This window comes from Pyxidicoccus sp. M15 (genome assembly GCF_056858435.1).
Genome location: NZ_CM166495.1, coordinates 11496968 through 11518525, shown reverse-complemented (window position 1 = coordinate 11518525; position 21558 = coordinate 11496968). Strand labels below are relative to the sequence as shown.

The 21558-nt window shown below is 70.4% G+C and carries 22 protein-coding genes; 6 read left to right on the top strand and 16 right to left on the bottom strand.

The genetic code is table 11. The features are described from left to right. From ACX9TP_RS42635 to ACX9TP_RS42600, 8 genes are all read right to left on the bottom strand, one after another. The gene (locus ACX9TP_RS42635; RefSeq protein WP_482976426.1) at window positions 1-1356 is read right to left on the bottom strand and encodes a hypothetical protein; all 1356 of its coding nucleotides are present in this window, start codon (window positions 1354-1356) and stop codon (window positions 1-3) included. Window positions 1357-1485: 129 nt separating this feature from the next. Then, entirely contained in the window at window positions 1486-2079 is a 594-nt protein-coding gene (locus tag ACX9TP_RS42630; protein WP_482976425.1) for a Uma2 family endonuclease, read from the bottom strand. An 88-nt stretch (window positions 2080-2167) separates the two neighbouring features. Continuing rightward, window positions 2168-2683 carry a Uma2 family endonuclease gene (locus ACX9TP_RS42625; RefSeq protein ID WP_482976424.1) on the bottom strand — a complete coding sequence of 172 codons (516 nt, stop codon included), beginning with the start codon at window positions 2681-2683 and terminating at the stop codon, window positions 2168-2170. Between the two features lie 129 nt (window positions 2684-2812). Then, complete coding sequence (locus ACX9TP_RS42620) at window positions 2813-3550, bottom strand: SDR family oxidoreductase (RefSeq protein WP_482976423.1); 738 nt, start codon at window positions 3548-3550, stop codon at window positions 2813-2815. Between the two features lie 25 nt (window positions 3551-3575). Then, complete coding sequence (locus tag ACX9TP_RS42615; RefSeq protein WP_482976422.1) at window positions 3576-4967, bottom strand: FAD-binding oxidoreductase; 1392 nt, start codon at window positions 4965-4967, stop codon at window positions 3576-3578. A gap of 13 nt (window positions 4968-4980) precedes the next feature. Next, window positions 4981-6426, bottom strand: coding sequence for a UbiA family prenyltransferase (locus tag ACX9TP_RS42610; protein ID WP_482976421.1), 1446 nt, complete (start codon window positions 6424-6426; stop codon window positions 4981-4983). 69 nt (window positions 6427-6495) lie between these two features. Then, window positions 6496-7539, bottom strand: coding sequence for a class I SAM-dependent methyltransferase (locus ACX9TP_RS42605; protein WP_482976420.1), 1044 nt, complete (start codon window positions 7537-7539; stop codon window positions 6496-6498). Window positions 7540-7546: 7 nt separating this feature from the next. Continuing rightward, window positions 7547-7927: an MXAN_6627.5 family MYXO-CTERM protein gene (locus ACX9TP_RS42600; protein ID WP_482982313.1), complete on the bottom strand. Its 381-nt coding sequence runs from the start codon at window positions 7925-7927 to the stop codon at window positions 7547-7549. Window positions 7928-8045: 118 nt separating this feature from the next. Between ACX9TP_RS42600 and ACX9TP_RS42595 the strand changes: the two genes are divergently transcribed. Continuing rightward, window positions 8046-9368, top strand: coding sequence for a response regulator (locus tag ACX9TP_RS42595; RefSeq protein ID WP_482976419.1), 1323 nt, complete (start codon window positions 8046-8048; stop codon window positions 9366-9368). Between the two features lie 101 nt (window positions 9369-9469). Here the strand turns inward: ACX9TP_RS42595 and ACX9TP_RS42590 are convergent, their stop codons facing one another. Together ACX9TP_RS42590 and ACX9TP_RS42585 are read right to left on the bottom strand one after the other, a co-directional pair. Next, window positions 9470-9853, bottom strand: a complete 384-nt coding sequence (locus ACX9TP_RS42590) for a hypothetical protein (protein WP_482976418.1) — start codon at window positions 9851-9853, stop codon at window positions 9470-9472. A gap of 164 nt (window positions 9854-10017) precedes the next feature. Then, window positions 10018-10662: a hypothetical protein gene (locus ACX9TP_RS42585; protein ID WP_482976417.1), complete on the bottom strand. Its 645-nt coding sequence runs from the start codon at window positions 10660-10662 to the stop codon at window positions 10018-10020. A 60-nt stretch (window positions 10663-10722) separates the two neighbouring features. Here ACX9TP_RS42585 and ACX9TP_RS42580 point away from each other — a divergent pair, with 60 nt between their 5' ends. The 4 genes from ACX9TP_RS42580 to ACX9TP_RS42565 all read left to right on the top strand — a co-directional run bounded on the left by ACX9TP_RS42580 (window position 10723) and on the right by ACX9TP_RS42565 (window position 13220). After that, window positions 10723-11241, top strand: coding sequence for a hypothetical protein (locus ACX9TP_RS42580; protein WP_482976416.1), 519 nt, complete (start codon window positions 10723-10725; stop codon window positions 11239-11241). Between the two features lie 69 nt (window positions 11242-11310). Beyond that, on the top strand, window positions 11311-11943 hold the full coding sequence (gene bcp / locus ACX9TP_RS42575; protein WP_482976415.1) for a thioredoxin-dependent thiol peroxidase: 633 nt from the start codon (window positions 11311-11313) through the stop codon (window positions 11941-11943). Between the two features lie 123 nt (window positions 11944-12066). Further along, complete coding sequence (locus tag ACX9TP_RS42570) at window positions 12067-12564, top strand: hypothetical protein (protein ID WP_482976414.1); 498 nt, start codon at window positions 12067-12069, stop codon at window positions 12562-12564. A gap of 107 nt (window positions 12565-12671) precedes the next feature. Then, window positions 12672-13220 carry a hypothetical protein gene (locus ACX9TP_RS42565; protein WP_482976413.1) on the top strand — a complete coding sequence of 183 codons (549 nt, stop codon included), beginning with the start codon at window positions 12672-12674 and terminating at the stop codon, window positions 13218-13220. A gap of 18 nt (window positions 13221-13238) precedes the next feature. On the opposite strand, the gene nagZ is transcribed toward ACX9TP_RS42565, so the two are convergent. The 6 genes from nagZ to ACX9TP_RS42535 form a co-directional block, all read right to left on the bottom strand. Continuing rightward, window positions 13239-14303 carry a beta-N-acetylhexosaminidase gene (nagZ, locus tag ACX9TP_RS42560; protein ID WP_482982312.1) on the bottom strand — a complete coding sequence of 355 codons (1065 nt, stop codon included), beginning with the start codon at window positions 14301-14303 and terminating at the stop codon, window positions 13239-13241. A 149-nt stretch (window positions 14304-14452) separates the two neighbouring features. Continuing rightward, the gene (locus ACX9TP_RS42555) at window positions 14453-14818 is read right to left on the bottom strand and encodes a response regulator (protein ID WP_482976412.1); all 366 of its coding nucleotides are present in this window, start codon (window positions 14816-14818) and stop codon (window positions 14453-14455) included. 2 nt (window positions 14819-14820) lie between these two features. Continuing rightward, on the bottom strand, window positions 14821-16317 hold the full coding sequence (locus ACX9TP_RS42550; RefSeq protein ID WP_482976411.1) for an ATPase domain-containing protein: 1497 nt from the start codon (window positions 16315-16317) through the stop codon (window positions 14821-14823). Between the two features lie 136 nt (window positions 16318-16453). Further along, window positions 16454-17383 (bottom strand): DUF6209 family protein, encoded by a 930-nt coding sequence (locus ACX9TP_RS42545; RefSeq protein WP_482976410.1) that lies wholly within the window; start codon window positions 17381-17383, stop codon window positions 16454-16456. A 116-nt stretch (window positions 17384-17499) separates the two neighbouring features. Then, on the bottom strand, window positions 17500-19803 hold the full coding sequence (locus tag ACX9TP_RS42540; protein ID WP_482976409.1) for a vanadium-dependent haloperoxidase: 2304 nt from the start codon (window positions 19801-19803) through the stop codon (window positions 17500-17502). A 575-nt stretch (window positions 19804-20378) separates the two neighbouring features. After that, the gene (locus tag ACX9TP_RS42535) at window positions 20379-20522 is read right to left on the bottom strand and encodes a hypothetical protein (protein ID WP_482976408.1); all 144 of its coding nucleotides are present in this window, start codon (window positions 20520-20522) and stop codon (window positions 20379-20381) included. A 49-nt stretch (window positions 20523-20571) separates the two neighbouring features. Between ACX9TP_RS42535 and ACX9TP_RS42530 the strand changes: the two genes are divergently transcribed. Continuing rightward, on the top strand, window positions 20572-21555 hold the full coding sequence (locus ACX9TP_RS42530) for a hypothetical protein (RefSeq protein WP_482976407.1): 984 nt from the start codon (window positions 20572-20574) through the stop codon (window positions 21553-21555). Window positions 21556-21558 lie beyond the last annotated feature (3 nt).

Genomic DNA, 21558 nt, shown 5'->3' with positions numbered 1-21558 from the left:
TCAGCGGTTGAAGGGGTACTCCTGAATCCAGTTGAAGCCGCGGTTGACGAGCAGGTGCTTGGACTCGTCCACCTTCTTGAGGCGGACCTCGAAGGGGCCGCCCTTCAAGGTCCCCTGGAGGACGAAGTGCTCCGCGTCCGGCTGCGTGTACGTGAGCACCATCTTCTTCTGTGCGTCCGGGGGGCCCTCGCCGAGGGTGACGGTCGACTTCGCCGCGTCATGCTCCAGGGTGAAGTACTGCGGCTGGTCATCCATCCGCCGGACAATCACCCGGCCGAAGCGGTTGACGGAGAAGTAGCGCCACCGCATCGGGTCTCCGAGCAGCGGGGGCCGCACTTGGCCGTCGAGGGTGAAGGACTCGACGTCATAGAGGCCGTAGAGCGCGGGCTTGGGGGCGGAGTCGTTGTACTTCGCGAAGTAGTTCGCTCGCGAGTCGTAGAACGCCCAGCTCACGGCGGCGATGAACAGCACCTTCAAGGCGAGCACGCCCCGGGCCTCACGGCGGGAGAGCTGGAACGGCGGGCCCAGGGCCCGGGCTTCCGTGGGGCGGTTGAGGAGGAGGACCCCGAGCAGCCGCTGGACGTCGGGCAGCGCGAGGAAGACCGCCATCAGCAGCAGGTGGGAGGAGTAGAGCTTGACGGGGACGTCATAGAAGAAGTTGAGCGCCACGACGTTGGTCATGACGCCGATGACGACCAGCGCGCCCAGGGTGGTGGTGCGGCGGAAGAGCAGGAGGAGGCCGCCCAGCATCTCCGCGCCACCGGTGAAGACGTTGTAGCCCCTCGAGTACCCCATGAAGGTCCACAGGAGGCCCATGGGGGAGAACTCGCCCAGGGGCTCCACCAGCCGGTCCGGGGAGGGGAAGGGGAACTGCGACTTGAAGACCTTGGCCAAGCCGTAGGACAGCATGCTGATGGCCAGCACGTAGCGGACGTAGACGCGCAGCGCGTCGTGGGCCTTCACGTACTGGAGGCGGCGCCGGTCGACGACGGACCAGACGGCGGCCACCAGCACGCTGACGCCGAGGAGCACGGGCAACTGCACGTAGTTGTACGTGGTGTCGCCGCTGCCGTTGGGGAAGATGGTGATGTCCGTGCCCAGGCGCAGCACGTGTTTGCCCACCCAGGGGACGACGGCGCGCCAGACGAAGTCGAAGGCCTCGCTGAGGAACTCCAGGCCCGGGATGGAGTCCAGCGGGGATGGGAGCGAGTAGAAGAGCAGGTACGCGAAGGCGACGCGGAAGGCGATGCGCCGTGCCAGACCCCAGGCCTTCGGCGCGGAGGACGCCGGCTCCGGGGTGGACGGAGCGGCAGCGAGCGGCTCGGGGACGGGAGTGAGAGGAGCGGCGGTGGTCATGGCGGGCGGCCCGCAAGCCTACCCAAGGAGAGGTGGGCGCCCAAAACCACCCTCCATTCCGCAATCATGTCAGGGGTATGCCGGCTGCTGCTGAAACCCGGTGGCGTCTTGGCTCACCGGAGCGCTGCGTCACTCCTGCCGGGACGTGTCGATGACGGGCCACAGCTCGCCCAGCTTGAGCTCGAGGGCGTCGAAGGGGGCGGCGCGGATGACGTCGTCCTCGCCGTACACGCCCAACTCCAGCCAGTGGCCTTCCCTCAGCTCACTGATGGAGAGTGTCTGGGCCTCCAGGTCGATGAACCACAGGTGGCGGATGCCGATGCGCGCGTAGAACGGCCGCTTGATGCGCTGGTCATAGGCGCGAGTCGAGGGTGAGAGCACCTCACAGGCCCAGTCGGGAACCAGCGTCCACGAGGCGTCGGGAATCCCGCGGGGCAGACGCTCCCTTCGCCAGCCTGCGAGGTCTGGGACGAACTCCGGGGCGTCCGGCAGCCGGATGCCGGGCTCGACGTGGATGATCCACCCTCCCGGTCCGCCCCGGCCATGATGAAAGGGCCCTCGGAGCTCCGAGGCCAGTTCGGTCAGGATGTCCGAATGCCCGGGCCGGGGCCAAGGATGCACGTACAGCGTCCCATCGATGATTTCCCCCACCACGCCCTCCGGCAGGGCCTCGATGTCGGCGAGGGTTGCTGGGCCCTCCTGCTTTCGCGCGCCGTAGGCCATGCTCGAAGTGTGGGGATATCAACCGCGTCCGACAAGCAGCGCCCCACCTGTCAGGTGAGAGGGCCCTGTCGCCGGGTCATCGTCAGCCTCAGCGCCTGCCCCCGACGGACTGCCAGAGCCAGCCCAGCCGCAACTCCACATCCTCGAACGGCGCCACGCGAACGAGCGCGTCGTCCTCGCCGTAGACGCCCGTCTCCATCCAGAAGCCGTTCACCTGTGTGTTGACGGAGAGCGTCCGCTCCTCCAGGTCGACGAACCACAGATGCTGCACGCCGATGCGCGCGTAGAACGGCCGCTTGATGCGCCGGTCATAGGCGCGCGTCGAGGGTGAGAGCACCTCACAGACCCACTCCGGTGCAGTGGTCCACCGTCCCTGGGGCAGGGTGGCAACCCGCTCGCGCCGCCACCCGGCGAGGTCCGGGATGAACTCCGGCGAGCCCTCCACCTGCACGCCGGGCTCGACCATGAGCCACCAACCTCCCGGCCCGTTGGCTCCCAGTTGGAAGGGGCCATCCAGCTCTCCGAAGAGCCGCAGTCCGAAATAGACATGCCCACCTCCAGGCCGGGCATGCGTGTACAGCGTCCCATCGATGATTTCCCCCACCACGCCCTCCGGCAGGGCCTCGATGTCGGCGAGAGTCGCCGGACGCTCCTGTTTTCGCGCGCCGTAGGCCATGCTCGAAGTGTGGGGATATCAGGGGCGTCTGACAAGCGCCCCACCCGGCAGGTAGCCCTACAGCTTCATCCGCTTGAACACCGTCTCCGGAATCGTCCGGATGATGAGCATGATGAGCGCCCAGATGCCGGGCACGTAGACCTCGTTCTTGCGCGCATCCGCGGCGCTGAGCAGCCCCCGCGCCACCTTGTCCGGCGAGGCGAACAGCTTGTTCTTCGGCAGGTGCGCCGTCATCGGTGTGTCCACGAAGCCGGGCTTCACCGTGACGACGGCCACCCCCGACTTCGCCAGCCGGTTGCGCAGGCCCTGGAGGAACACGTTGAGCGCGCCCTTCGACGCGCCGTACACGTAGTTGCTCTGCCGGCCGCGGTCTCCCGCCACCGACGAAATCACCACCAGCGTCCCGGCCTTCTGCGCCTCGAAGCGGTTGGCCAGCACCGTCAGCAGCGACACCGCGCTCAGGAAGTTGGTGCGCAGCACCGCCTCCGTCGCCGCCCACGACTTCTGCGCCTCCGCCTGGTCTCCCAGCACGCCGTGCGCCAGCACCACCCCGTCCAGCCCGCCCAGCGCCGAGTACGCCGCGTCCACCAGCGGCTCGTGCGCGGCGAAGTCATTCAGGTCCACCGCGCGCGACTCCACCTTCGCCGCGCCGCGCGTGGCGGCATCCTGCGCCACCGCCTCCAGGTTCGCCGCGTTGCGACCCACGAGGTACAGCGAGGCGCCGCGCGCGGACAAGAGCCGCACCGTCGCCTGGGCAATGGCGCTGGTGGCGCCGAGGACGAGCACTTTCTTCATGGGGTCGGCAATCTCGGAGAAGACGTCAGCGAATCGCAAGCAGGGACTGGGGCCGCGAGGCCGTGGGGCCGCGCTCGGACTCCAGGGAGAAGGGCAGGGCCACGGGGTTCACCCGCCGCCAGAACGACGACGAGAAGGCCGGGTCCAGGTAGCGGGAGAACTCGTCGCGCCGGGGGAAGTACGCCGCGAAGCTCTCCGGGCTCATCCGCGCGTCCTTCGCCGGGTACACCGCGCCGCCCGCCTCGCGCGTCAGCCGGTCCAGTTCCTCCACCAGCCGCCACGTCTTCTCCCCGCGGTTGGCGAAGTCCATGGCCAGCGTGACGCCCTGGCGCGGGAAGGACATCCACCCCGGCGAGGGAAGGTCCCCGAAGGTCTTCAGCACGGAGAGGAAGCTGGGCAGCCCGCCGCGCGAGCTGCGCTCCAGGATTTCCTTCAGCGCGTCGCGCGCGGTGGCGTACGGCACCACGCACTGGAACTGGAGGAAGCCCCGCTTCCCGTAGATGCGGTTCCATCCGTAGATGGCGTCCAGCGGGTAGAAGAACGGGTCATAGTGCGTCAGCCGCTGCTTCGGCTTGCCGTTCTGCCGGTGGTAGTAGAGCCAGTTGAACGCGGACACCGACAGCCGGTTGAGGCAGAAGGCCGGCATGTCCATGGGCACCGCCAGCCCCACGCCGTGGGACAGGTGGCTCTTCTTCAGGGGCAGCCCGTCGAACTGCGGCGGCGCGAAGTTGCCCCGGTACAAGAGGCCCCGCCCCACCTTCTTCCCCCGGGCCAGGCAGTCCACCCAGGCCATGGTGAACTCGTAGTCCGCCTCGGACGCGCGGGCCACCTCGATGAACCCGTCCAGGTTCTCGAAGGGCACGGTCTCCTGGAGCACGTACGGGTTGCTGATGGGCTTGAGCTGTACCTCCGCCCAGGTGACGAGCCCGGTGAGCCCCAGGCCGCCAATCGTCGCGCCGTACCAGTCCGGATTCTCGTCCGGCGCGCACACGCGGCGGCTGCCGTCCGAGCGCACCAACTCGAAGCGCCGCACGTACCGGCCGAAGGTGCCGCCCCGGTGGTGGTTCTTCCCGTGCACGTCATTGGCGATGGCGCCGCCCACCGTCACGAACTTGGTGCCCGGAGTCACCGGGAGGAACCAGCCGCGCGGCGCCGCCAGCCGCAGCAGCGTGTCCAGCGTGACGCCCGCCTCGCAGCGCACCACGCCCGTGCCGGCGTCGAAGGCGATGAGCTTGTCCAGCCCGGCGGTGAGCAGCAGCGTGCCGCCCTCGTTGAGGCAGGAGTCGCCGTAGCTGCGGCCCAGGCCGTGGGGCAGCAGCGGGCCCTGGGCCCGGGGCAGCGCGTCCGTGCGCCACACCAGCGGCTGCGTCCGCTGTTCCACCCGGGGGTAGCGCCCCCAGGACTCCAGAGCCTTCATCGCGTCGGTCCTCTCACCGGGCGACCCATAGCACCAGCGCCGCGGCGAGCCCCACCCCGTAGCTCACCCGGTCCCTCAGCGCGAAGACGAGCGGGTCCTCGTTCACCAGCCCGCGGTGCGCCAAGAGCCACACCCGCCCCACCCAGTACAGCATGATGGGACACAGCAGCCAGAGCCGCTCGGGGTGCGAGTACAGCGCCGTCACCTCCTTGGAGGTGATGTAGAGCGCCAGCACCAGCACGGACACCTGGCCCGCGGCCGCGCCCAGGCTGGCGAGCTGCTCATAGTCCTGCGCCAGGTAGCCGCGCCCGGGCGCCGCCGCCTCCTGCGTCTGTCGCAGCCGCCGCACCTCGCTCAGCCGCTTCACCAGCGCCAGCGAGAGGAAGAGGAACATGCTGAACATCATCAGCCAGCTCGACGTGGGCACGCCCACCGCCAGCGCGCCGCCGAAGATGCGCACCGTGTACAGGCCCGCCAGCACCAGCACGTCCAGCATCACCACCTGCTTGAGCCGCAGCGAGTACGCCAGCGTCAGCGCGTAGTACGTGGCGAGCAGCGCGGAGAAGGCGGGCGGCAGGAGCGCGCATACCGCCGCGCCGGCCAGGAGCAGCGCGGGCGCCAGCACCACGCCGGTGCTCACCGGCAGCGCGCACGCCGCGAAGGGGCGCTTGCACTTCGTCGGGTGCCGCCGGTCCGACTCCAGGTCCAGCATGTCGTTGAGCACGTACACGCTGGACGCGCACAGGCTGAAGGCGACGAAGCCGAGCACCGCCTTCACCAGCAGCCCGGGCTCCAGCGCCTTGTGGGCGGCCAGCACCGGCACGAAGACGAGCGCGTTCTTCGCCCACTGGTGCACGCGCAGCGCCTTCACCCAGACGCGCGGGCCCACGCGGGGGCGCTCGAAGACGCGGTGCACCTCGCGGCCCAGCCCGTGCGCCTGCTTCAGCACCCCGGCCGGCGCGTGCACCACCACCACCCGGCGCGACTCGCGCCACAGGGGCACGTCCACCCCGTCGTTGCCCGCGTAGTCGAAGGTGCCCAGCGCCTCCTTCAGCCGCGCCAGCTTGCGCGCGCCGGACAGGTTCACCGTCCCGTCGCTCGCGTACACGTCGGAGAACAGGCCCAGGTGCGCCGCCACGCCGTCGGCGATGCGCCGGTCCGCCGCGGTGGCCAGCACCAGCCGCCGGCCGCGCGCCTTCTCCTCGTGCAGGAAGGCCAGCAGCTCCTCGTTGTACGGCAGCCGCGACGCGTCCAGCGCCGCCCGCCGTGCCACCTCCGCCTTGAAGAAGGCCTTGCCCTTGAGCACCCACAGCGGCGCCAGCAGGAGCAACCAGGGCGCCAGCTTGAAGAGGGCGAGCAGGTTCTCGTGCAGCGTGTCCGTGCGCACCAGCGTCCCGTCGAGGTCGACGGCGAGCGGCACGTCCGGAGGGTCGGCGGGAAGTGGTTTCTCGGGGAGCATCGGAAGGAGGGACACGCTAGCGCAGCGGAGCGATGGGCCTCCAGGCGCCCCCGGGGGCCGGGCGCCCGCTCAGCCCGGCCGGGCCAGCAGCAGCGTCTGGAGGGGGAGGTGGCGGATGGGGCGGCTCTGGTCGATGCGGAAACCCGCGTCGTCGAGGAAGCCCTCCACCTCCGCGGGCGTATAGGCCGCCGCGCCGGACGTCAGGAAGTAGTGCAGGCCAATCAGCGGCGCGGAGCTCGCCGGGTCGTCGATGTCCTCGCGCAGGTACTCCAGCACGGCCAGCGTGCCCCTGGAGCCCAGCGCGCCGCGCACCCGGCGCAGCAGGGCCACGTTCTGCGCGGGCGACAGGTGGTGCATCACCTGGAAGAGCAGCACCGCGTCGTACGGGCCGCCCAGGTCCGCGGAGAGGATGTCCCCCTCGCGGTGGGTGACGAGGTGGCTCAGCCCCGCCGAGGTGATGATGTCCCGGCCCACGCGCGCGCTGCCCTCCAGGTCCAGCACCGTGGCCTTCAGCCCCCGGTGGCGCAGGCACAACTCCGCCGCGTACCAGCCATGCGCGCCGCCCAAATCCAGCAGGCTCTTCGCCCCGCGGGGCAGGGAGATGGCCGCCGCGACTTCCGGGGCCGCCAGCCGCGCCAGCTGGTGCATGGCGTGGATGTAGTCGCGCCAGCGCGGGTCGTCCGGCGCGAACTGGTGGATGTCCACCGCCTGCCCGGAGCGCACCACGCCCTCCAGCCCCGTCCACCAGTCCCACTGGGCGTAGTTGAACTCCAGGAAGGCGCCCACGTACTTCGGCGAGCGCGGATCCAACCAGCGCTTCGCCCGGGGGGCCAGCCGGTAGCGGCCGCCGCGCTGGCGCTCCACCGCCTCGCACGCCACCAGCGCCTCCAGAAGGGTGCGCGTGCCCTCCGGCGACAGCTTCAGCCGCTCCGCCAGCGCCTCCGCCGACGCGGGCCCCTCCGCCAGCGCCGGGTACACGCCCAGGCGCACGCCCGCCATCAGCGTGCGGGACGCCATCATCCCGAAGAAGGCATGCGCCACCGGCTTGGGGGCCAGGTTGAACCAGTCCGCCACGCGCTCCAGCAGGTTGTCCGCCTTGAGCCCCAGCCGCATGTGCGCCCTATCGCCTCTTCCGCCGGGGCGCGGCCACCGCGGCCAGCCCCACCACCAGCAGGGCCGCCTCCGGGCCCAGCAGGCAGCCCTGCCTGTCCGCCTCCCGCACGCCTGTGTAGCGGCAGGTGCCCTGCTGACAGGTGAAGCGGGGCGCGCAGTCCCCGCTCCGGCTGCACGTGACGGGCAGGTGGCCGTCCTCGCCCTCGGGGTTGTCGCGGTCCGGGCCGCCCTCGCCCACGGAGGCGTCGGGCAGGGGGATGTTGATGCCACCGTCCTCGGTCCCCGCATCGTCGGAGGACTGAGCCAGGGCCACGACGGGCAGCATGAGGGGGAGGCAGGCCAGCAGGCCCACCATCCGGGAGCGCGGGGGATGACGGGTGGGAGACATCACGGGGCAGCCACCCTAACGCCCCGGCGAGACGGATGCATCCTCCACGGAAAACGGGGCCGGACAGGAGGCGGATTGTCTGACCCTTCCCCCCGCATCTGGTACGGTACGCCCCGCGATGGCACCCCGAATCCTCGTCGTCGACGACAACCAGGAACTCCTGTCCCTCCTCACCCAGCTCTTCGAGGATGCGGGCTACGAGGTCGTCGGCGCCAACCGCGGAAAGCAGGCCATCGAGGTGGCCCGGGCCAACCCTCCGGCGGCCGCCGTGCTCGACATCCTGCTGCCGGACATGATGGGGTACCACCTCGCGGACGCGCTGCGGAAGGACAACCCCCAGCTCCCGCTCCTCTTCATCACCGGCGTCTTCAAGGGCGGCAAGCACGCCGTGGAGTCGCGCACGAAGTACCAGGCCGCCGGCTACTTCGAGAAGCCCTTCGAGGCCCAGAAGCTCCTGGAGGCCATGACGAAGGTCCTCCCCCCGGAGAAGAAGGCCCCGGCCGCCTCGCTCCAGGACGCCTTCGAGGTGGAGCTGGACATCGACGTGGAGGACGAAGGTCCTCAGGACGTCATGGAGCTGACCGGCCGCATCAAGGTGACGGGCGGCGGCAACATCACCGCCGAAATCCGCGGCGCCAACCTCACCGCCAGCCCCATGCAGAAGGTGCCGGCCACCCAGGTGCGCCCGCCCACCCCGGGCCGGCCTCCGGACCCGGTGCCCGCGGGCGGCGGCGCTCCCGGCAGCCGCCGCGGCGAGCTGAAGGACAACCTGCCCTCGCTGCTCACCGCCTTCTACCTGTCGCGCGAGACGGGCGAATTGGGCATCCAGAAGGGCAAGGTGAAGAAGGTCGTCTACTTCGAGAAGGGCACCCCGGTGTTCGCCCTCTCCAACCTCCTGGCGGACCGCTTCGGCCAGTTCCTCGTGCGCGTGGGCAAAATCAAGCCCGAGCAGCTCCAGGACGCGTCCGCGGTGGCCGCACAGACCAACCGCCGCACCGGTGACGTGCTGGTGGAGCGCGGCCTGCTCAAGGACACCGAGCGGCTGTACTACGTGGGCCAGCAGGTGAAGGCCGTCATCTACTCGCTGTTCGCGTGGGATGAAGGCACGTACGTGATGAGCTTCAAGGAGAAGGCCTCCTCGGAGTCCATCAAGCTGGACGTGCACCCGGCCAACCTCATCGTCCGGGGCATCAAGAAGCTCTACAAGCCGGAGCGCCTGCGCCGCCTGCTGCAGCCGGAGGACCGGCTCATCCCCGCCGTGGCCCCGGCCTACCAGCTCAACGAGGTGGAGCTGGAGCGGTGGGAGGCGGAGCTGCTCCCGAAGATTGACGGCAACCGCACCGTGGCGGAGCTGCTGGCCTTCGCCAACCGCCCCGAGCACGTCGTCTACGGCTTCCTGGTGGCGATGATGTCGCTGGGCATCCTGGACAAGCGCTCGTAGCGCGCAAGCTCCCAGACCTCTTCCGCGCACACGCGCCGACGGCGGCTGTTCACCGTCCGCGCTGACGCCGGGGCGTCAGCGCGGCGGGTGGAGGACGGGGGCTAGTGGCAGAGCCCGTTCCAGCGGACGTAGCCGTAGCCGCCGTAGCAGGTGTAGGGCGGGTAGCAGTACAGCTGGCCCCGGACCCAGTAGTCACCATTCGCCGAGAACACCGAGCTGTCCGTATTGAAGTGGTTGCCGTACTGGAGCACGAACACCTTCAGGCTGGAGGTGGACGGGCTCTCGTAGATGCCGAGCTCGCCCCAGCAGACCGAGTAGACGGCCTGCTGGTGGACCTCGCCGGGCTGCTCCTCGGACATGGGCGGCTGCTCGGCCGCGGGCGGCTGCTCCGCCTCCGCCGGAGTCTCCTGGGGCGCGCCGCCGCACCCCATTCCGAACAGGGCACCGCCAGCAAGGCACACGAGCATTCGCAGGCTCTTCTTCATCTGAGTTCTTCTCCGTGGGTGTGGGGACGCCGTCACGCGGCGTTCACGCGGAACGGCGAGACCGGCGTCGGAGGAGCACGCAGCGGCTCCCCGGACCGATATTGAGCCGGGCCCGGGACACTGGATCTTCAACGCGGGTCGCTCATGGGCCCGGCTGGCGCTGCTCAGCCCGCCAGCCGCGAGCCAATCCAGAACAGCCCGAGCGCGCCGGAGCCCAGCGCCACCGCGCGCTGCACCCACGCCACCAGCCCGTCGCCCAGGCGCGACAGCCCTTCCGCGAAGAGCAGGCCCACCGCGCCCATCCCCAGGAGGATGCCGAGCGCGAAGCCGGGCAGGTACGTCCACGCGGCCAGGCTCATGCTGCCGCCCATCAGCAGCGGGGGCAGCGCCAAGAGCAGCGAGCGCACCCCGCTGATGGCCATGAAGGCGCCCGCCGCGGTGCTCACCGTGTGCACGTGCTCGTGCGGCTCGCGCGAGTGGCCGGGCAGGTGCGGGTGGCCGTGGTTGAGGCTGTTGGGGAACAGCAGCGCCGTCACCGCCAGGGCGACGAGGATGCCGCCGCCGAACACCTCGGCCCAGCGCTCGAACGTCTCCGACAGGCCCACGCCGGCCAGCAGGCACACGGCGGCGATGCCGCCCAGCATGGCCGCATGGCCCAGGGCGAAGCGCAGGGCCGTGGCGAGCGCGAGCCGCTTGCGGCCGCCGCCCAGCGTGCCGAGCGTGGCCATGGCGGCGCAGTGGTCCGGCCCCACCGCGTGGAGCAGGCCCTGGGAGAGACCAACCAGGAAGGCGAGGAGGATGGACGACACGACGCGGCACCCTACCCGTGCTTCAATCGGGAGGCCAGCAGGACAGGAGATTCACCCGACATGAGGATGGTCATCCGACGACTCGCCGCGTTGCCGCTCGTACTCTGCCTGCACCTGTCCACCGGGTGCGACAAGGGCCCGGAGCAGCTCCAGGCCGCGGAGGCGGATTACAAGGCACTCGTCGACCGCGGCGTGCCCCCCCGGAACAAGGAGTGGGACGCCGTCATCGCCGCCTTCGAGGCGGTGCCCCGCGACTCGAAGGCGCGGCCCGAGGCCGAGGCGCGGCTCTCCGCCATCCGCACCCTGCGTGGCACGCTGCCCCCGCGCCCCCTGGCGACGCCGGGCGCGACGGGGCCGGGCACCGACGCGGCGGACGTGAAGCGCGCCGCGTGCGAGGCGCTGGCGAAGAAGCTGGGCGAGACGCGCGAGGAGTCGGCCCGCGAGCCCCTGAAGCAGGCGCTGCAGCGGTGCCGCGCGGAGCTCATCAAGTACGAAGCGCACTCCCACCCCGAGGGCGAGGAGGGCTCGGACCACGCCGGTGAGCACGCCGCCCCCGCCGACGCGGGCAACCCGCGGTAGCGGACGCCGGAGGCACGACGCTGGACGTTGAGGGCGGCGCCGTTTGCCGTTAAGTGAGGCGCCATGTCCATGCCCCAAGCAGGTGACCAGGCCCCCGGCTTCCAGCTTCAAGACCAGGACGGCAACTCCGTGACGCTCTCCCAGCACGCAGGGAAGAACGTCGTCCTCTACTTCTATCCGAAGGACGACACTCCCGGCTGCACCACGGAGGCGTGCGACTTCCGCGACGAGCACTCGGCGCTGGGCGCCGCGGGCGCGGTGGTGCTCGGCGTGTCCGCGGACAGCGTCGACCGCCACCGCAAGTTCGCGTCGAAGTACAGCCTGCCCTTCCCGCTGCTCGCGGACCCCGAGCACAAGGCCCTCGAGGCGTACGGCGTCTGGGGCGAGAAGTCGCTCTACGGCCGCAAGTTCCAGGGCATCACCCGCACCACCTTCCTCATCGGTCCGGACGGCCGCGTGAAGCAGGTGTGGCCCAAGGTGAAGGTGGGCGGCCACGTGGCGGAGGTGCTCGCCGCGCTCGGCGCGAAGGGCGGCTCCGGCACGGCCGCGCCCGCGCCCGTGAAGAAGGCCGCGCCGGCGAAGAAGGCCGCGCCCGCGAAGGCCGCGCCCGCGAAGAAGGCTCCGGCGAGCAAGGCTGTGAAGAAGGAGACACCCGCGAAGAAGTCCGCCGCGCGCAAGACTTCTGCCCGCGCGGGTCGCTGAGGCTATACCTGGGGGCGGGCGGCCAGGCGTGCCGCCGTGTCGCCGCCTCGTGGTTCGGACACCCGGCGTGCCCAACTCCTCGGGGTGACGGAAAACCGATTGCACGGACTCGGAGGAGTGGACATGCGCGAGCGGAGTTTTCGGCGGTGGACCCGGGCGGCGGCACTGGTCGTGGGCGTCGTCCTGGGCGCGGGCTGCCGCGGGCTGCCCGAATCAGGCGGCAAGCAGCCCGATGAGAACCGGGGCAACGTCTTCGCCCAGCGGGGCCATCAGCCCGAGGCCATGCGGAACATGGAGGGCGGCCAGACTTCGAAGGAGCAGCTCGCGCCGTGGACGATGCCGGCGAGCCGTGGCTACAACGCCACCATCCGGCAGCTGGGCTCCAGCATCGACCCGCGCACGCCCAGGACGGACGGCAAGCAGAACAACTCCATCCAGGATGACCCCGGGAAGATGATGCAGGACCGGTACTCCGGGCTGGGCGGCGCCAGCTACGCGCCCGCAGCGCAGGGCCTGGGCGGCGAGGACGGCGCCGAGCAGGGCAACATGACGTATCAACAGACGGGCGCGGGCTTCGCGCCGCTGGGCTGGCAGGACCGCAACGACCGGAACCTTCGCTGAGTCGAGTGGGCCGGGGGGCGCCTGTCCGCCCCCTCGCCAACTCCCGGCGCACCGGGCGGGTGCCCATCCCTCTGGAGGAGCACAGCGTTCCACCAGAGGAGAGGCATATGCACCCAGGAGGTTTCCGCCGCTGGCTGTTGCTGCCGGGCGCGCTGGCCGCGGCCGCGCTGCTGGGCACGGCCTGTGAGCGCGACAAGCCGCTGCCGAAGACAGGGGGCGAGTACGAGGGCGTCGCCAACGAGCAGCAGCCCACCGACAGCTTCGGCCCCGGCACCCCGCAACCCGCGTCCCAGCTGGGCGGCCAGCCGACCCCGGGCGCCGCCCCGGCGCCCGCCACGGGCGGCTCGGGCCTCGGCAACGAGCAGCAGGGCGCCAACCCCGCGCCGGATGAGTTCAACCGCCCGCAGCAGGTGCCCGTGCAGGGCGCGCAGGACGCGCCGGGACCGCAGGACCGCTCCGGCGCGCAGGGCAGCCCCGGCGGCATCGGCGCGCCCGGCTTCACCGGCGCCCAGGAGCAGCCCTCCACGGACCAGGGCGGCACGCGCCAGTTCGAGGAGCAGGGCGGCCAGGGCAACTCCACGGCGGAGCCGGGCACCGAGCAGGGCCCGCGCAGCCCTCCGAAAATCGACCCGGAGGAGCCGGCGCCGAAGCAGTAGGACGACGCGCCCGCGCCTTCAGCGGGACGCCAGCATGACCTCGGTGGGGTCCTTGCCAGCGAAGGAGCTGGCGAGGCCCTCGGCGAGCGCGCGGTGCTCGCTGTCGCCCAGCGTGGCGAGCCGGTCCTCCGCCGGGTGCGCGAAGCGGGCCGCGAGCGCGTCGAGCCGCCGGTGCGCCTCCGTGATTCGCGCGCGGGGGACGCGGCCGGACTCCACCGCCTTCACCAGCGCTTCAATCGCGCGGCGCTGCACGTCCGCGCGGTGGCACACGAGGAACAGGTCCACGCCCGCCAGCGTGCCCTGCACCGTGGCCTCCTCCACGGAGTAGTGGTCCGCGATGGCCTTCATCTCCAAATCGTCGCTGACGAGCACGCCGTCGAAGCCCAGTTCCTCGCGCAGCACGCCCTGCAGCACGCGCCGGCTCATGGTGGCGGGCACGCCCGGGTCCAGCGCGTCGAAGAGGACGTGCGCCGTCATCAGCGAGGCCAGCTTTGCCTGGGCGAAGGCGCGGAAGGGCACCAGCTCCACCTTGCGCAGCCGCTCCAAATCGTGCGGCAGCCGGGGCAGCGTCAGGTGGCTGTCCGACATGGTGTCGCCATGGCCGGGGAAGTGCTTGCCGCAGGACGCCACGCCTCCGGCCTCCAGCCCTCGCGACAGCGCCACGCCCAGCCGGCCGACCTCGTCCGCGTCCCGGCTGAAGCTGCGGTCGCCGATGACGGGGTTGGCGGGGTTGGTGTCCACGTCCAGCACCGGCGCGAAGTCCCAGTCGAAGCCCACCGCTCGCAGCTCGTGCGCCAGCAGCCGGCCCACGCGCTCCACCTGGGCCGCGTCCCCGCGCTGGCCCAGTTCGCGCATGGGCGGCAGCGTCGTGAAGGGGGCGCCGCGCAGCCGGGCCACGCGGCCTCCCTCCTGGTCCACCGACAGGATGAAGGGCCGGCCGGCGCGCACCTTCAGCTCGCGGCACAGCGCGGCCGTCTCCTGCGCGGTGCCCACGTTGCGCTTGAAGAGGATGGCTCCGTAGATGCCGTCGTCCATCAGCGCGGCGAGGTCGCCGTCGATGCGGGTGCCGGGGAAACCCACCATGAAGAGGCGGGCACAGTCGCGGTAGAGGGCGGAGGCGGTCACGCCCCGCAGTCTGGCAGAACGCGGGCCCGGGCTGGGCGCTGGTGTACAGGCCCCGCGGCAGGTGTCGGCTGCCTGTCAGGGCGCGGAGCGGTGGAGCGCGGGCCGGGCTAGGACTCGGACGGGGGCCCGGCGAGCCAGAGGACGGTCTTCATGAGCTGGTCCAGGGTGAAGGGCTTGGGCAGGAAGGCGGTGCAGCGCAGGTGCCGCCAGTGGTCCGGAGTGCTCGCGCTCATCATCACCACGGGCACGTCCCGCAGGGCGTCATCGCCCTGCATCGCCGCCAGCAGCGTGGGGCCGTTCATCACCGGCATCATGTAGTCGAGCAGCACCAGGGTCGGACGCTCCTCGGCCATGCGCTCGAGGGCCTCGCGGCCGTTGAGCGCGATGGCCGTCCGGTAGCCCTCGTCGGCGAGCAGGTCCCGGATGGCCTCGACGATGCCGAACTCATCGTCGACGATGAGGATGAGCCCCATGGCTACTTTCCCCGGCGCCCACGGCGGCGTGGGGACGGCGGGGACGGCGTGCTGACGCGGGGCAGGCCCGTCACGAGCTGCTGGGCATCCGCGATGCTCTCTCCGACCTCCAGCCCCTTCGCGGTGATGAGCAGCTCCCGGAGGGTGGGGTCATAACCGCTGTTGCGCACCTTCAGCGCGCAGATGAAGCGGCGCAGCTCGGAGCGCACCTCCGCCTGGCGCAGCAGGAGGAGGTTCTCCGCCACCATGGAGATGCCCCGCATGGGGAACTCCACCTGCGGGCCGAAGGCGGTCGTCGTCTCCACCGAGTAGACCAGCGTCACGCCCCGCAGCCGGCACTCGTTGACCAGCGCCGTCAGGAAGCGGGCCGCGCGGATGCTCCGGACCGTGGCCTTCTGGAGCGCGTCATAGCCGTCCAGGAACAGCCGCTTCACCCCGCGCTCCCGGATGACCGTCAGCAGCTGCGCCCCCAGCTTGTCGAGGATGTTCTCCATGGGCGCCCGGTAGCTCAGCTCCAGGTCCCCCCGCTCGAGGAGCGGCGCCAGCTTCAGCCCGACTCCGGTCGCCTGCACCAGCACCCGCTCGGGGGAGTCATAGAAGGCGAAGTGGTGGCCACGCTCGCCGCGGCTGGCGCCCTCCGCGAGGAAGCTCAGCCCCAGCAGCGTCTTCCCGCTGCCGGAGGGGCCCAGCAGCAGCGTCGCCGAGCCGGCGGGAAGGCCGCCGGACAGCATGCGGTCCAGGCCCTTGATGCCGAAGGCGCTGCGCGCGTTGCCCATGTCGGGCGGCAGCTCCCCCTCGTCCACCAGCGTCTCCAGCCGGGGATACAGGACGATGCCGTCCCGCGTGATTTCGAAGCTGTGCCTGCCCAGCAGGTGGGCACTGCCGCGGAACTTGCGCACCACCAGCTCGCGGATGCTCCGGGCGCCGAACATCCGCTGCTTCAGGATGAGCAGGCCGTCCACCATGGTGTGCTCGGCGCGAAGGCCGCGCCCGCCGCCCGTGGTGAGCACCAGCGTGGTGCAGCTCACCAGGTTCGTCACCACCTGGAGGCCGTGGATGAACTTCTTGAGGGCCTGCGGAGACGGCGCCGCCTCCTCCGCCGCCACCAGCCCGTCGAGCACGAGCAGCGTGGCCTTCTGGGCGCGAATCTCCTTGCGGATGAGCTCCGCCAGGGCCTCCAGCCCGCCCTGCTCCAGCACGGTGAAGGCGCTCAGGTAGGTGATGGACTCGGGGAGCCGCGAGCCGTCGAAGAAGGTGAGCGAGCGGAGGTTGGCGACCAGCTCCGTGTGCGACTCGGCCAGCAGCGTGACGTAGAGCACGCGCCCGCCGTTGGCGGCATGGTGGAAGCAGACCTGGTTGGCGAGGATGGTCTTCCCCGCTCCCGGCAGGCCCATCAGCATGTAGGCGCGGCCCGGCCGGAACCCCCCGCGGAGGACCGTGTCGAGCCCGGGGATTCCCGTCTGTATCCGTTCCTCACCGCGTGGACTGCTCTCGGTCATCTCGCATTCCCTTCGTCGGGCCGGCCCGCCGCACCCTGCTGGAGGCGGCGAGCCTATCTCCCGGCCTTTCACGGGAACACGGATTCCGACGGGCCGCCGGCCTCGAGCGTCCGCCGGCGGCCACTCATTCCGGAGCCTAGAAGGCGCGCTGCACGGTGCGCGTGGCCCCGCCCACGGGGCCGGCGCCGAGCGCGATGCGGTACCAGCTCACGCCGTCCGTGGAGTAGCGGAAGGCGTACGCGTACTGCGACCACGTCGTGTACGCGAGCGGCTCGGAGGCCAGGTCCCAGCGCCAGCGGTAGTTGTTGCCCACGCGGCCCTGGTAGCTCAGCCACTTGTACTGGAGCGGACCGCCGTCCACGCTGAACTCCACCTGCGCCTGGACGAGCTCCGGCCGCGCGGTGGTGGCGTCCGTCACGCCGGGCACGTACACGTCCGCGTCCACCCACCGGCAGGCGCGCTGCATGACGTAGCTGTCGAGGACGATGGGGTCCTCCATCCCGTCGCGGTGCACGCAGTCGCGCGACAGGCTGCCGCCCCAGTCACCGGCCCACACCACCGCGGCGGGGGACTGCGCCTCCACGGGGAAGGTGTAGTTCGCACCGTAGTTGCTGTCGTAACGGCTCTGGCAGGTGCGGCCGGAGGTGAAGAACCACGTCTCCACGCTCGTGGCGTCCGAGGGCACCGTCGTCACCACGAAGGGCTTGTTCACGAAGGTGGTGCTGCCGGTGGCCTGCTTCACGCTGCCGGAGAACAGCTGGCCGCCCGGCAGGAAGCGCACGTAGGCCAGCGTGTCCCACGCCTGCTGGCCGGCGTAGGTGCTGTTGTGGCAGTCGGTCATCCGGTAGAGGTCGTACTCCACCACCAGCTGGCCACCGCGGACGATGGCGCCGCGCTGCTCCTGCGTCCAGCCGGTGAAGAAGCGCACCGTGGCGGTGGGCGTGGTGAGCGGGGCGGCCTGCGTCTCGGTGGCCGGGTCGGCCGGGGCGTTCTCCGGCTGCGGCGCGCCACCACACGCCGCGAGCAGCGGCAGCACGAAGGCCAGGGACTTCCATGCGAGCTTCATTCGGGGTTCCTCCGGGTAGGGGGAGCCAGCATCTACCAGGAGTCCCTGACGCCCGCTCTCCCACATGGGCCGTGTGGGAGAGCGGGCGCCACCGCGCCACCGGAGGGGCTCCGGCGCTATTCGAGGGCGGGCCGGACGACGCCGTCGTGGATCTGGAGGGTCTTTCCGTCGAACCGGGTGAGCTGGAAGAAGGCATCGTCCTCGTTGAAGGTGAGGCTCATCTCCTGCAGCAGCCCGATGGCCACCGACTCGCCCAGGAGCAGCGACTCCGTGTAGTCACTGCGCCAGTGCACGCCGGCCGCGTTGCGGAACAGCGCGATGTTGCCCGCCAGCTTGTTCAACTCCCCGCCCACCGTGAGCTGGGCTGCGTCAGCGCCCGTGTATGCCACCAGCGACAGTCCGTCCGCGCTGGGCACCACTGGTGATTCGATGAGCGCGCGCTCGTTGAAGAAGGCCTTGAGCAGGGTGGCGCACGCGCCGGAGATGGTGGCATGCCCCGCGCCGTAGGCCGGATGTGTGGGGCAGCCCTCCGGGTACGCCTGGGGCAGCAGGTACGAGCCGTAGCGCTCCGGGAAGGACGGCGCGAGCCCGCCCGTGGACAGCGACGTGGTGATGGACGCGTGCAGCGGGTACGTGCGCCGGCCATTGAGCTGGTTGTCCACGCGGCCGCCGTACTCCTCCGGGCGCAGCCGGCGGTGCACGCCCCACTTCTGCCACCACACCGCGCGCCCCGCGCGGCCCGCCACCTCGATGAGCGCCTGGAGCAGGTGGACGGAGCCGAAGGTGGTGAAGCCCACCTGCGTGCGCGAGTCCGCCGCCGTGCCCGGCGGGTCGTACGGGTTGCCCGCGTTCTTGGGGAACTCCAGGTCCACCAGCGGCCGGCCCGTGCCGCCGGCGTTGCCCATGGACTGGTTCCCCACGGGCTCGGAGAGCAGGTAGTAGGCCGCGTTCCACCACGCGTCCACCACCTGGTCGAAGTGGACGAAGTTGGCCCCGTCGCGCAGGTTGCGGATGAAGCGCCGCTGCGTCAGGTCGAACTGGTCCTGCCCCCGGTCGTCGCGGCCGTTCTGCACGGCGAGCCAGTTGGCGTGCGTCGTCAGGTAGTCCGCCGCCGCGCCCAGCTCCGGGTAGCCCTTCACCGTCCGCTGCCGCTGGTCGATGACGCGCGAGCCGAAGGTGACGTAGCCCTCGTTGGCGTCGCGCCCCTGTCCGTCCGGCTGGCGCGGGTCGATGTTGCCCTTGAGCAGGAACTGGGACACGTACGGCCCCGCCTGCTCACCGGCGTAGATGCCCCGGAAGAGGTTCTGCGCGGTGACGGGCACCGTGCCGCCGAAGGTCGGGAACTCGTAGTTGAGCGAGCTGATGGCCCCCGCGATGACGCTGGTGGTGATGGCCGCCTCGGTGGCGTAGTTGATGAAGGGCACGTCCCGCGCGAGCGCCATCCAGTACAGCTCACCCATCTCCGCCGCCGTCTGCGCGCTGTCGAAGCGCGGCGCGGGAGGCTGCGTCAGCGCCTGTGCGTCCGGGCCCTCCACGTCGAAGGCGAGGCCCGACTGGGGGTTGGTGAGCTTCTTGGCGGTGCTGGACGCGAGGATGATTTCCTCGAAGTCCCCCGGGTCTCGGCCCTGCAGGGCCCGCAGCAGGGTGCCGTAGGAGACGGGCTCCGGGTCGCCCACGGAGTCGTGCCGCAGGGACTTGGAGTAGCTGCCGATGAAGGACTGGCTCGGGTAGTTCGTCTCGTCGTTGTTGTTGAAATGCTCGGGGTGGGGGCGCCGGGCGGCCAGCTCCGCGGCCTGCTTGCGCACCGCTTCCGCCGACAGGCGCCGCTCCTCCACGCGCCGCGACAGGCTGGTGGCCGGGACGTTGAACGAGTCGAAGATGGCCAGGCCCGGCGAGGGGACCGCCTGGCCCAGCCCGGTCCCGAAGCCGATTTCGACGTTGGTGAGGGTGATTGGACGGTCCTTGGAGAACTGGATGGTCCACTGGACGCCGTCGGGCGCGGTCTCCCAGTAGACCTTTCCCTGGTAGTCCCGCAGCCGCCACCAGCGGTGGAGGAGCGGGTCGTACGGGATGCTGAGGAGCGTGGTGAAGGTGGACGTTACAGCCTGGAGGCAGCGCAGCTGCCCCTCACCCGCGTGTATCAGCAGCCGGTTGTTGTCGTTGGGGCCCGCATCGAGGAAGACAAACCCTCCGGGGACGGCGCGCAACGTCTGGACGACCTCCAGCTGCACCGAGGAGTCGGTCAGGTCGTAGGTGACGTGGGACTGGTAGCCCTCATAGCTGTTCGCGACGTTCGGCTGGGGCCGGATTTCGACGCGCTGATTCACCTCCGCCACACCTGCTCCGTAGGTGTCCCACTTCGCTGGGTCGATGATGTTGTCGTTGAAGTTGTCGCTGAGTGTGGCTGCCTTGCTTGCCATGGTGTTGCTCCCATCCCCCGTGGATGAAGCAGGAACGGCTGGGGGATTTCACGCGTGCCGCCAGGACCTCTGGCTTCCGCGTGACAGGGATTCTGGGGGCTGTGTCTGACATTGATTTTCATGGCGGAAGGTTTTGCCCCGCGGGGCCGTGTGGGCGTTCTCCGTGGGACATTCCTGGATGTGTTTTGTTTGTCTTGTTTTGCGGGGCCGCCCGGGAGTCAATTCCTTGCATGGGTTGAAGACTCCAGGGTGGGGGCCCGGAGCGTTCCCACCCTGGAACTTCCTGTTGTTCTGTGTCGGTCCGGAATTGCTAGATACGCCTTTTATTCTGGTCCGATTCATGAGGTGCTCTGGCTCCCCCTTCACGGAGGTTTCATGCACCTGTCATTCAGAAGAGGCTGGGCGCTCGCGGCGGTCTGCGCGGTGTTGCTCGGCGCGAGCGGTGACGCGCTCGCCAGCGCGGGAGTCGTCTTCGTCCATGGCACCGGCGACCAGTCCCCGAGCTCGGCGGTGGGCTACTGGACGCAGTCGTCCATCGACACCATGCGCAATGGCCGGCCCTACCTCGTGGTGGGCTATCCGGGCGCGAGCTGCGCGGGCCACAGCCAGTGCAGCTGGGGCTCCATCGTCGACCAGATTGTCCCCTGGGTGAATGCCAACGGCATCACCAGCATCACCGTCATCACCCACTCCAACGGCTCCAGCCCGCTGCGGTACATGCTGGGCCACACCGGCGCGGTGAGCGCGCAGGGCCGTGCGGTCAACCTGGTGACGAGTAAAATCTCGCAGGTCATCTTCTCCGCGCCGGACCTGACGGGCACGCCGCTGGCGGACCAGGTGACGACGAGCGGCTCGTTCCTCAACATCGCCAACAGCATCGTCGAGTTCTTCGGTGGCGGCAGCTACAACAACCCCGCGGTGGTGCAGCAGCGCACGGACAACATGCGCGTGTACAACTCCAACGGGACGTTCGCCGGCACCCAGGGCGCGACGACGGTGGGCGGCAAGCCCATCTCCGTGGTGCGCGGCAACCGCGTGTACGCGAACCTGTTCTCCAGTGATGCGCACTGCGGCGGCTACCTGACCACCATTGGCCTCAAGGCGGCGGCGCTGCTCGGCTGGGGCAGCTTCAACGCGGGCACGGACGGCTTCATCGGCAACGACAGCTCGGGCTACTTCGGCAACATCATCATCGACGACAGCCGGCTCAACCACAATCAGTCGCGCCGCAGCTGCCACAACAGCGGCTACCTCATCGGCCAGAAGGTGGCCGCCGCGCCCATCCCCCCGCCGTCGGGCCAGACGTACACGCCCGAGACGAACGTGGCCGCCGCGGGCCAGGCCTGCAACAACTACTACTCGGGCTACGCGACGGACTTCATGACCAACCACACCGTGTGGAAGTACGGGTGCTCGGCCAGCCAGCTCAACAACGGCTACCCGGAGCCGGACTGCCTCATCGCCTACGGCTATGCGAGCAGCTACCGCATCCCCAGCACCGCGAGCTGGAATCCCTATCTCAATTCCTACTACTACCCGACGTGGAGCCAGGTGTGCCCCGACTCGTGGGCGGGCGACGGCATCTGCGACGCGTGCCTCGTGGCGAAGTACGGCTTCGACGCCACCACCGGCTCCACCGGCGCGAATGACTGCGTGCAGGCGCCGCCGGGTGGCTCGAACTGGTGCGGTGCGCTGGCGTACGACTACTACTGGGGCCTCGACAACTACGTCGTCGTCCAGGCGCTTCACTGATGC

Bases quoted from the DNA above. Each gene is read 5' to 3' on its own strand.
- ACX9TP_RS42635 (WP_482976426.1), bottom strand. From the start codon at position 1,356: ATGACCACCGCCGCTCCTCTCACTCCCGTCCCCGAGCCGCTCGCTGCC.
- ACX9TP_RS42630 (WP_482976425.1), bottom strand. From the start codon at position 2,079: ATGGCCTACGGCGCGCGAAAGCAGGAGGGCCCAGCAACCCTCGCCGAC.
- ACX9TP_RS42620 (WP_482976423.1), bottom strand. From the start codon at position 3,550: ATGAAGAAAGTGCTCGTCCTCGGCGCCACCAGCGCCATTGCCCAGGCG.
- ACX9TP_RS42615 (WP_482976422.1), bottom strand. From the start codon at position 4,967: ATGAAGGCTCTGGAGTCCTGGGGGCGCTACCCCCGGGTGGAACAGCGG.
- ACX9TP_RS42610 (WP_482976421.1), bottom strand. From the start codon at position 6,426: ATGCTCCCCGAGAAACCACTTCCCGCCGACCCTCCGGACGTGCCGCTC.
- ACX9TP_RS42605 (WP_482976420.1), bottom strand. From the start codon at position 7,539: ATGCGGCTGGGGCTCAAGGCGGACAACCTGCTGGAGCGCGTGGCGGAC.
- ACX9TP_RS42600 (WP_482982313.1), bottom strand. From the start codon at position 7,927: ATGTCTCCCACCCGTCATCCCCCGCGCTCCCGGATGGTGGGCCTGCTG.
- ACX9TP_RS42595 (WP_482976419.1), top strand. From the start codon at position 8,046: ATGGCACCCCGAATCCTCGTCGTCGACGACAACCAGGAACTCCTGTCC.
- ACX9TP_RS42590 (WP_482976418.1), bottom strand. From the start codon at position 9,853: ATGAAGAAGAGCCTGCGAATGCTCGTGTGCCTTGCTGGCGGTGCCCTG.
- ACX9TP_RS42580 (WP_482976416.1), top strand. From the start codon at position 10,723: ATGAGGATGGTCATCCGACGACTCGCCGCGTTGCCGCTCGTACTCTGC.
- bcp (WP_482976415.1), top strand. From the start codon at position 11,311: ATGCCCCAAGCAGGTGACCAGGCCCCCGGCTTCCAGCTTCAAGACCAG.
- ACX9TP_RS42570 (WP_482976414.1), top strand. From the start codon at position 12,067: ATGCGCGAGCGGAGTTTTCGGCGGTGGACCCGGGCGGCGGCACTGGTC.
- ACX9TP_RS42565 (WP_482976413.1), top strand. From the start codon at position 12,672: ATGCACCCAGGAGGTTTCCGCCGCTGGCTGTTGCTGCCGGGCGCGCTG.
- nagZ (WP_482982312.1), bottom strand. From the start codon at position 14,303: ATGGTGGGTTTCCCCGGCACCCGCATCGACGGCGACCTCGCCGCGCTG.
- ACX9TP_RS42555 (WP_482976412.1), bottom strand. From the start codon at position 14,818: ATGGGGCTCATCCTCATCGTCGACGATGAGTTCGGCATCGTCGAGGCC.
- ACX9TP_RS42550 (WP_482976411.1), bottom strand. From the start codon at position 16,317: ATGACCGAGAGCAGTCCACGCGGTGAGGAACGGATACAGACGGGAATC.
- ACX9TP_RS42545 (WP_482976410.1), bottom strand. From the start codon at position 17,383: ATGAAGCTCGCATGGAAGTCCCTGGCCTTCGTGCTGCCGCTGCTCGCG.
- ACX9TP_RS42540 (WP_482976409.1), bottom strand. From the start codon at position 19,803: ATGGCAAGCAAGGCAGCCACACTCAGCGACAACTTCAACGACAACATC.
- ACX9TP_RS42535 (WP_482976408.1), bottom strand. From the start codon at position 20,522: ATGTACCGCAGCGGGCTGGAGCCGTTGGAGTGGGTGATGACGGTGATG.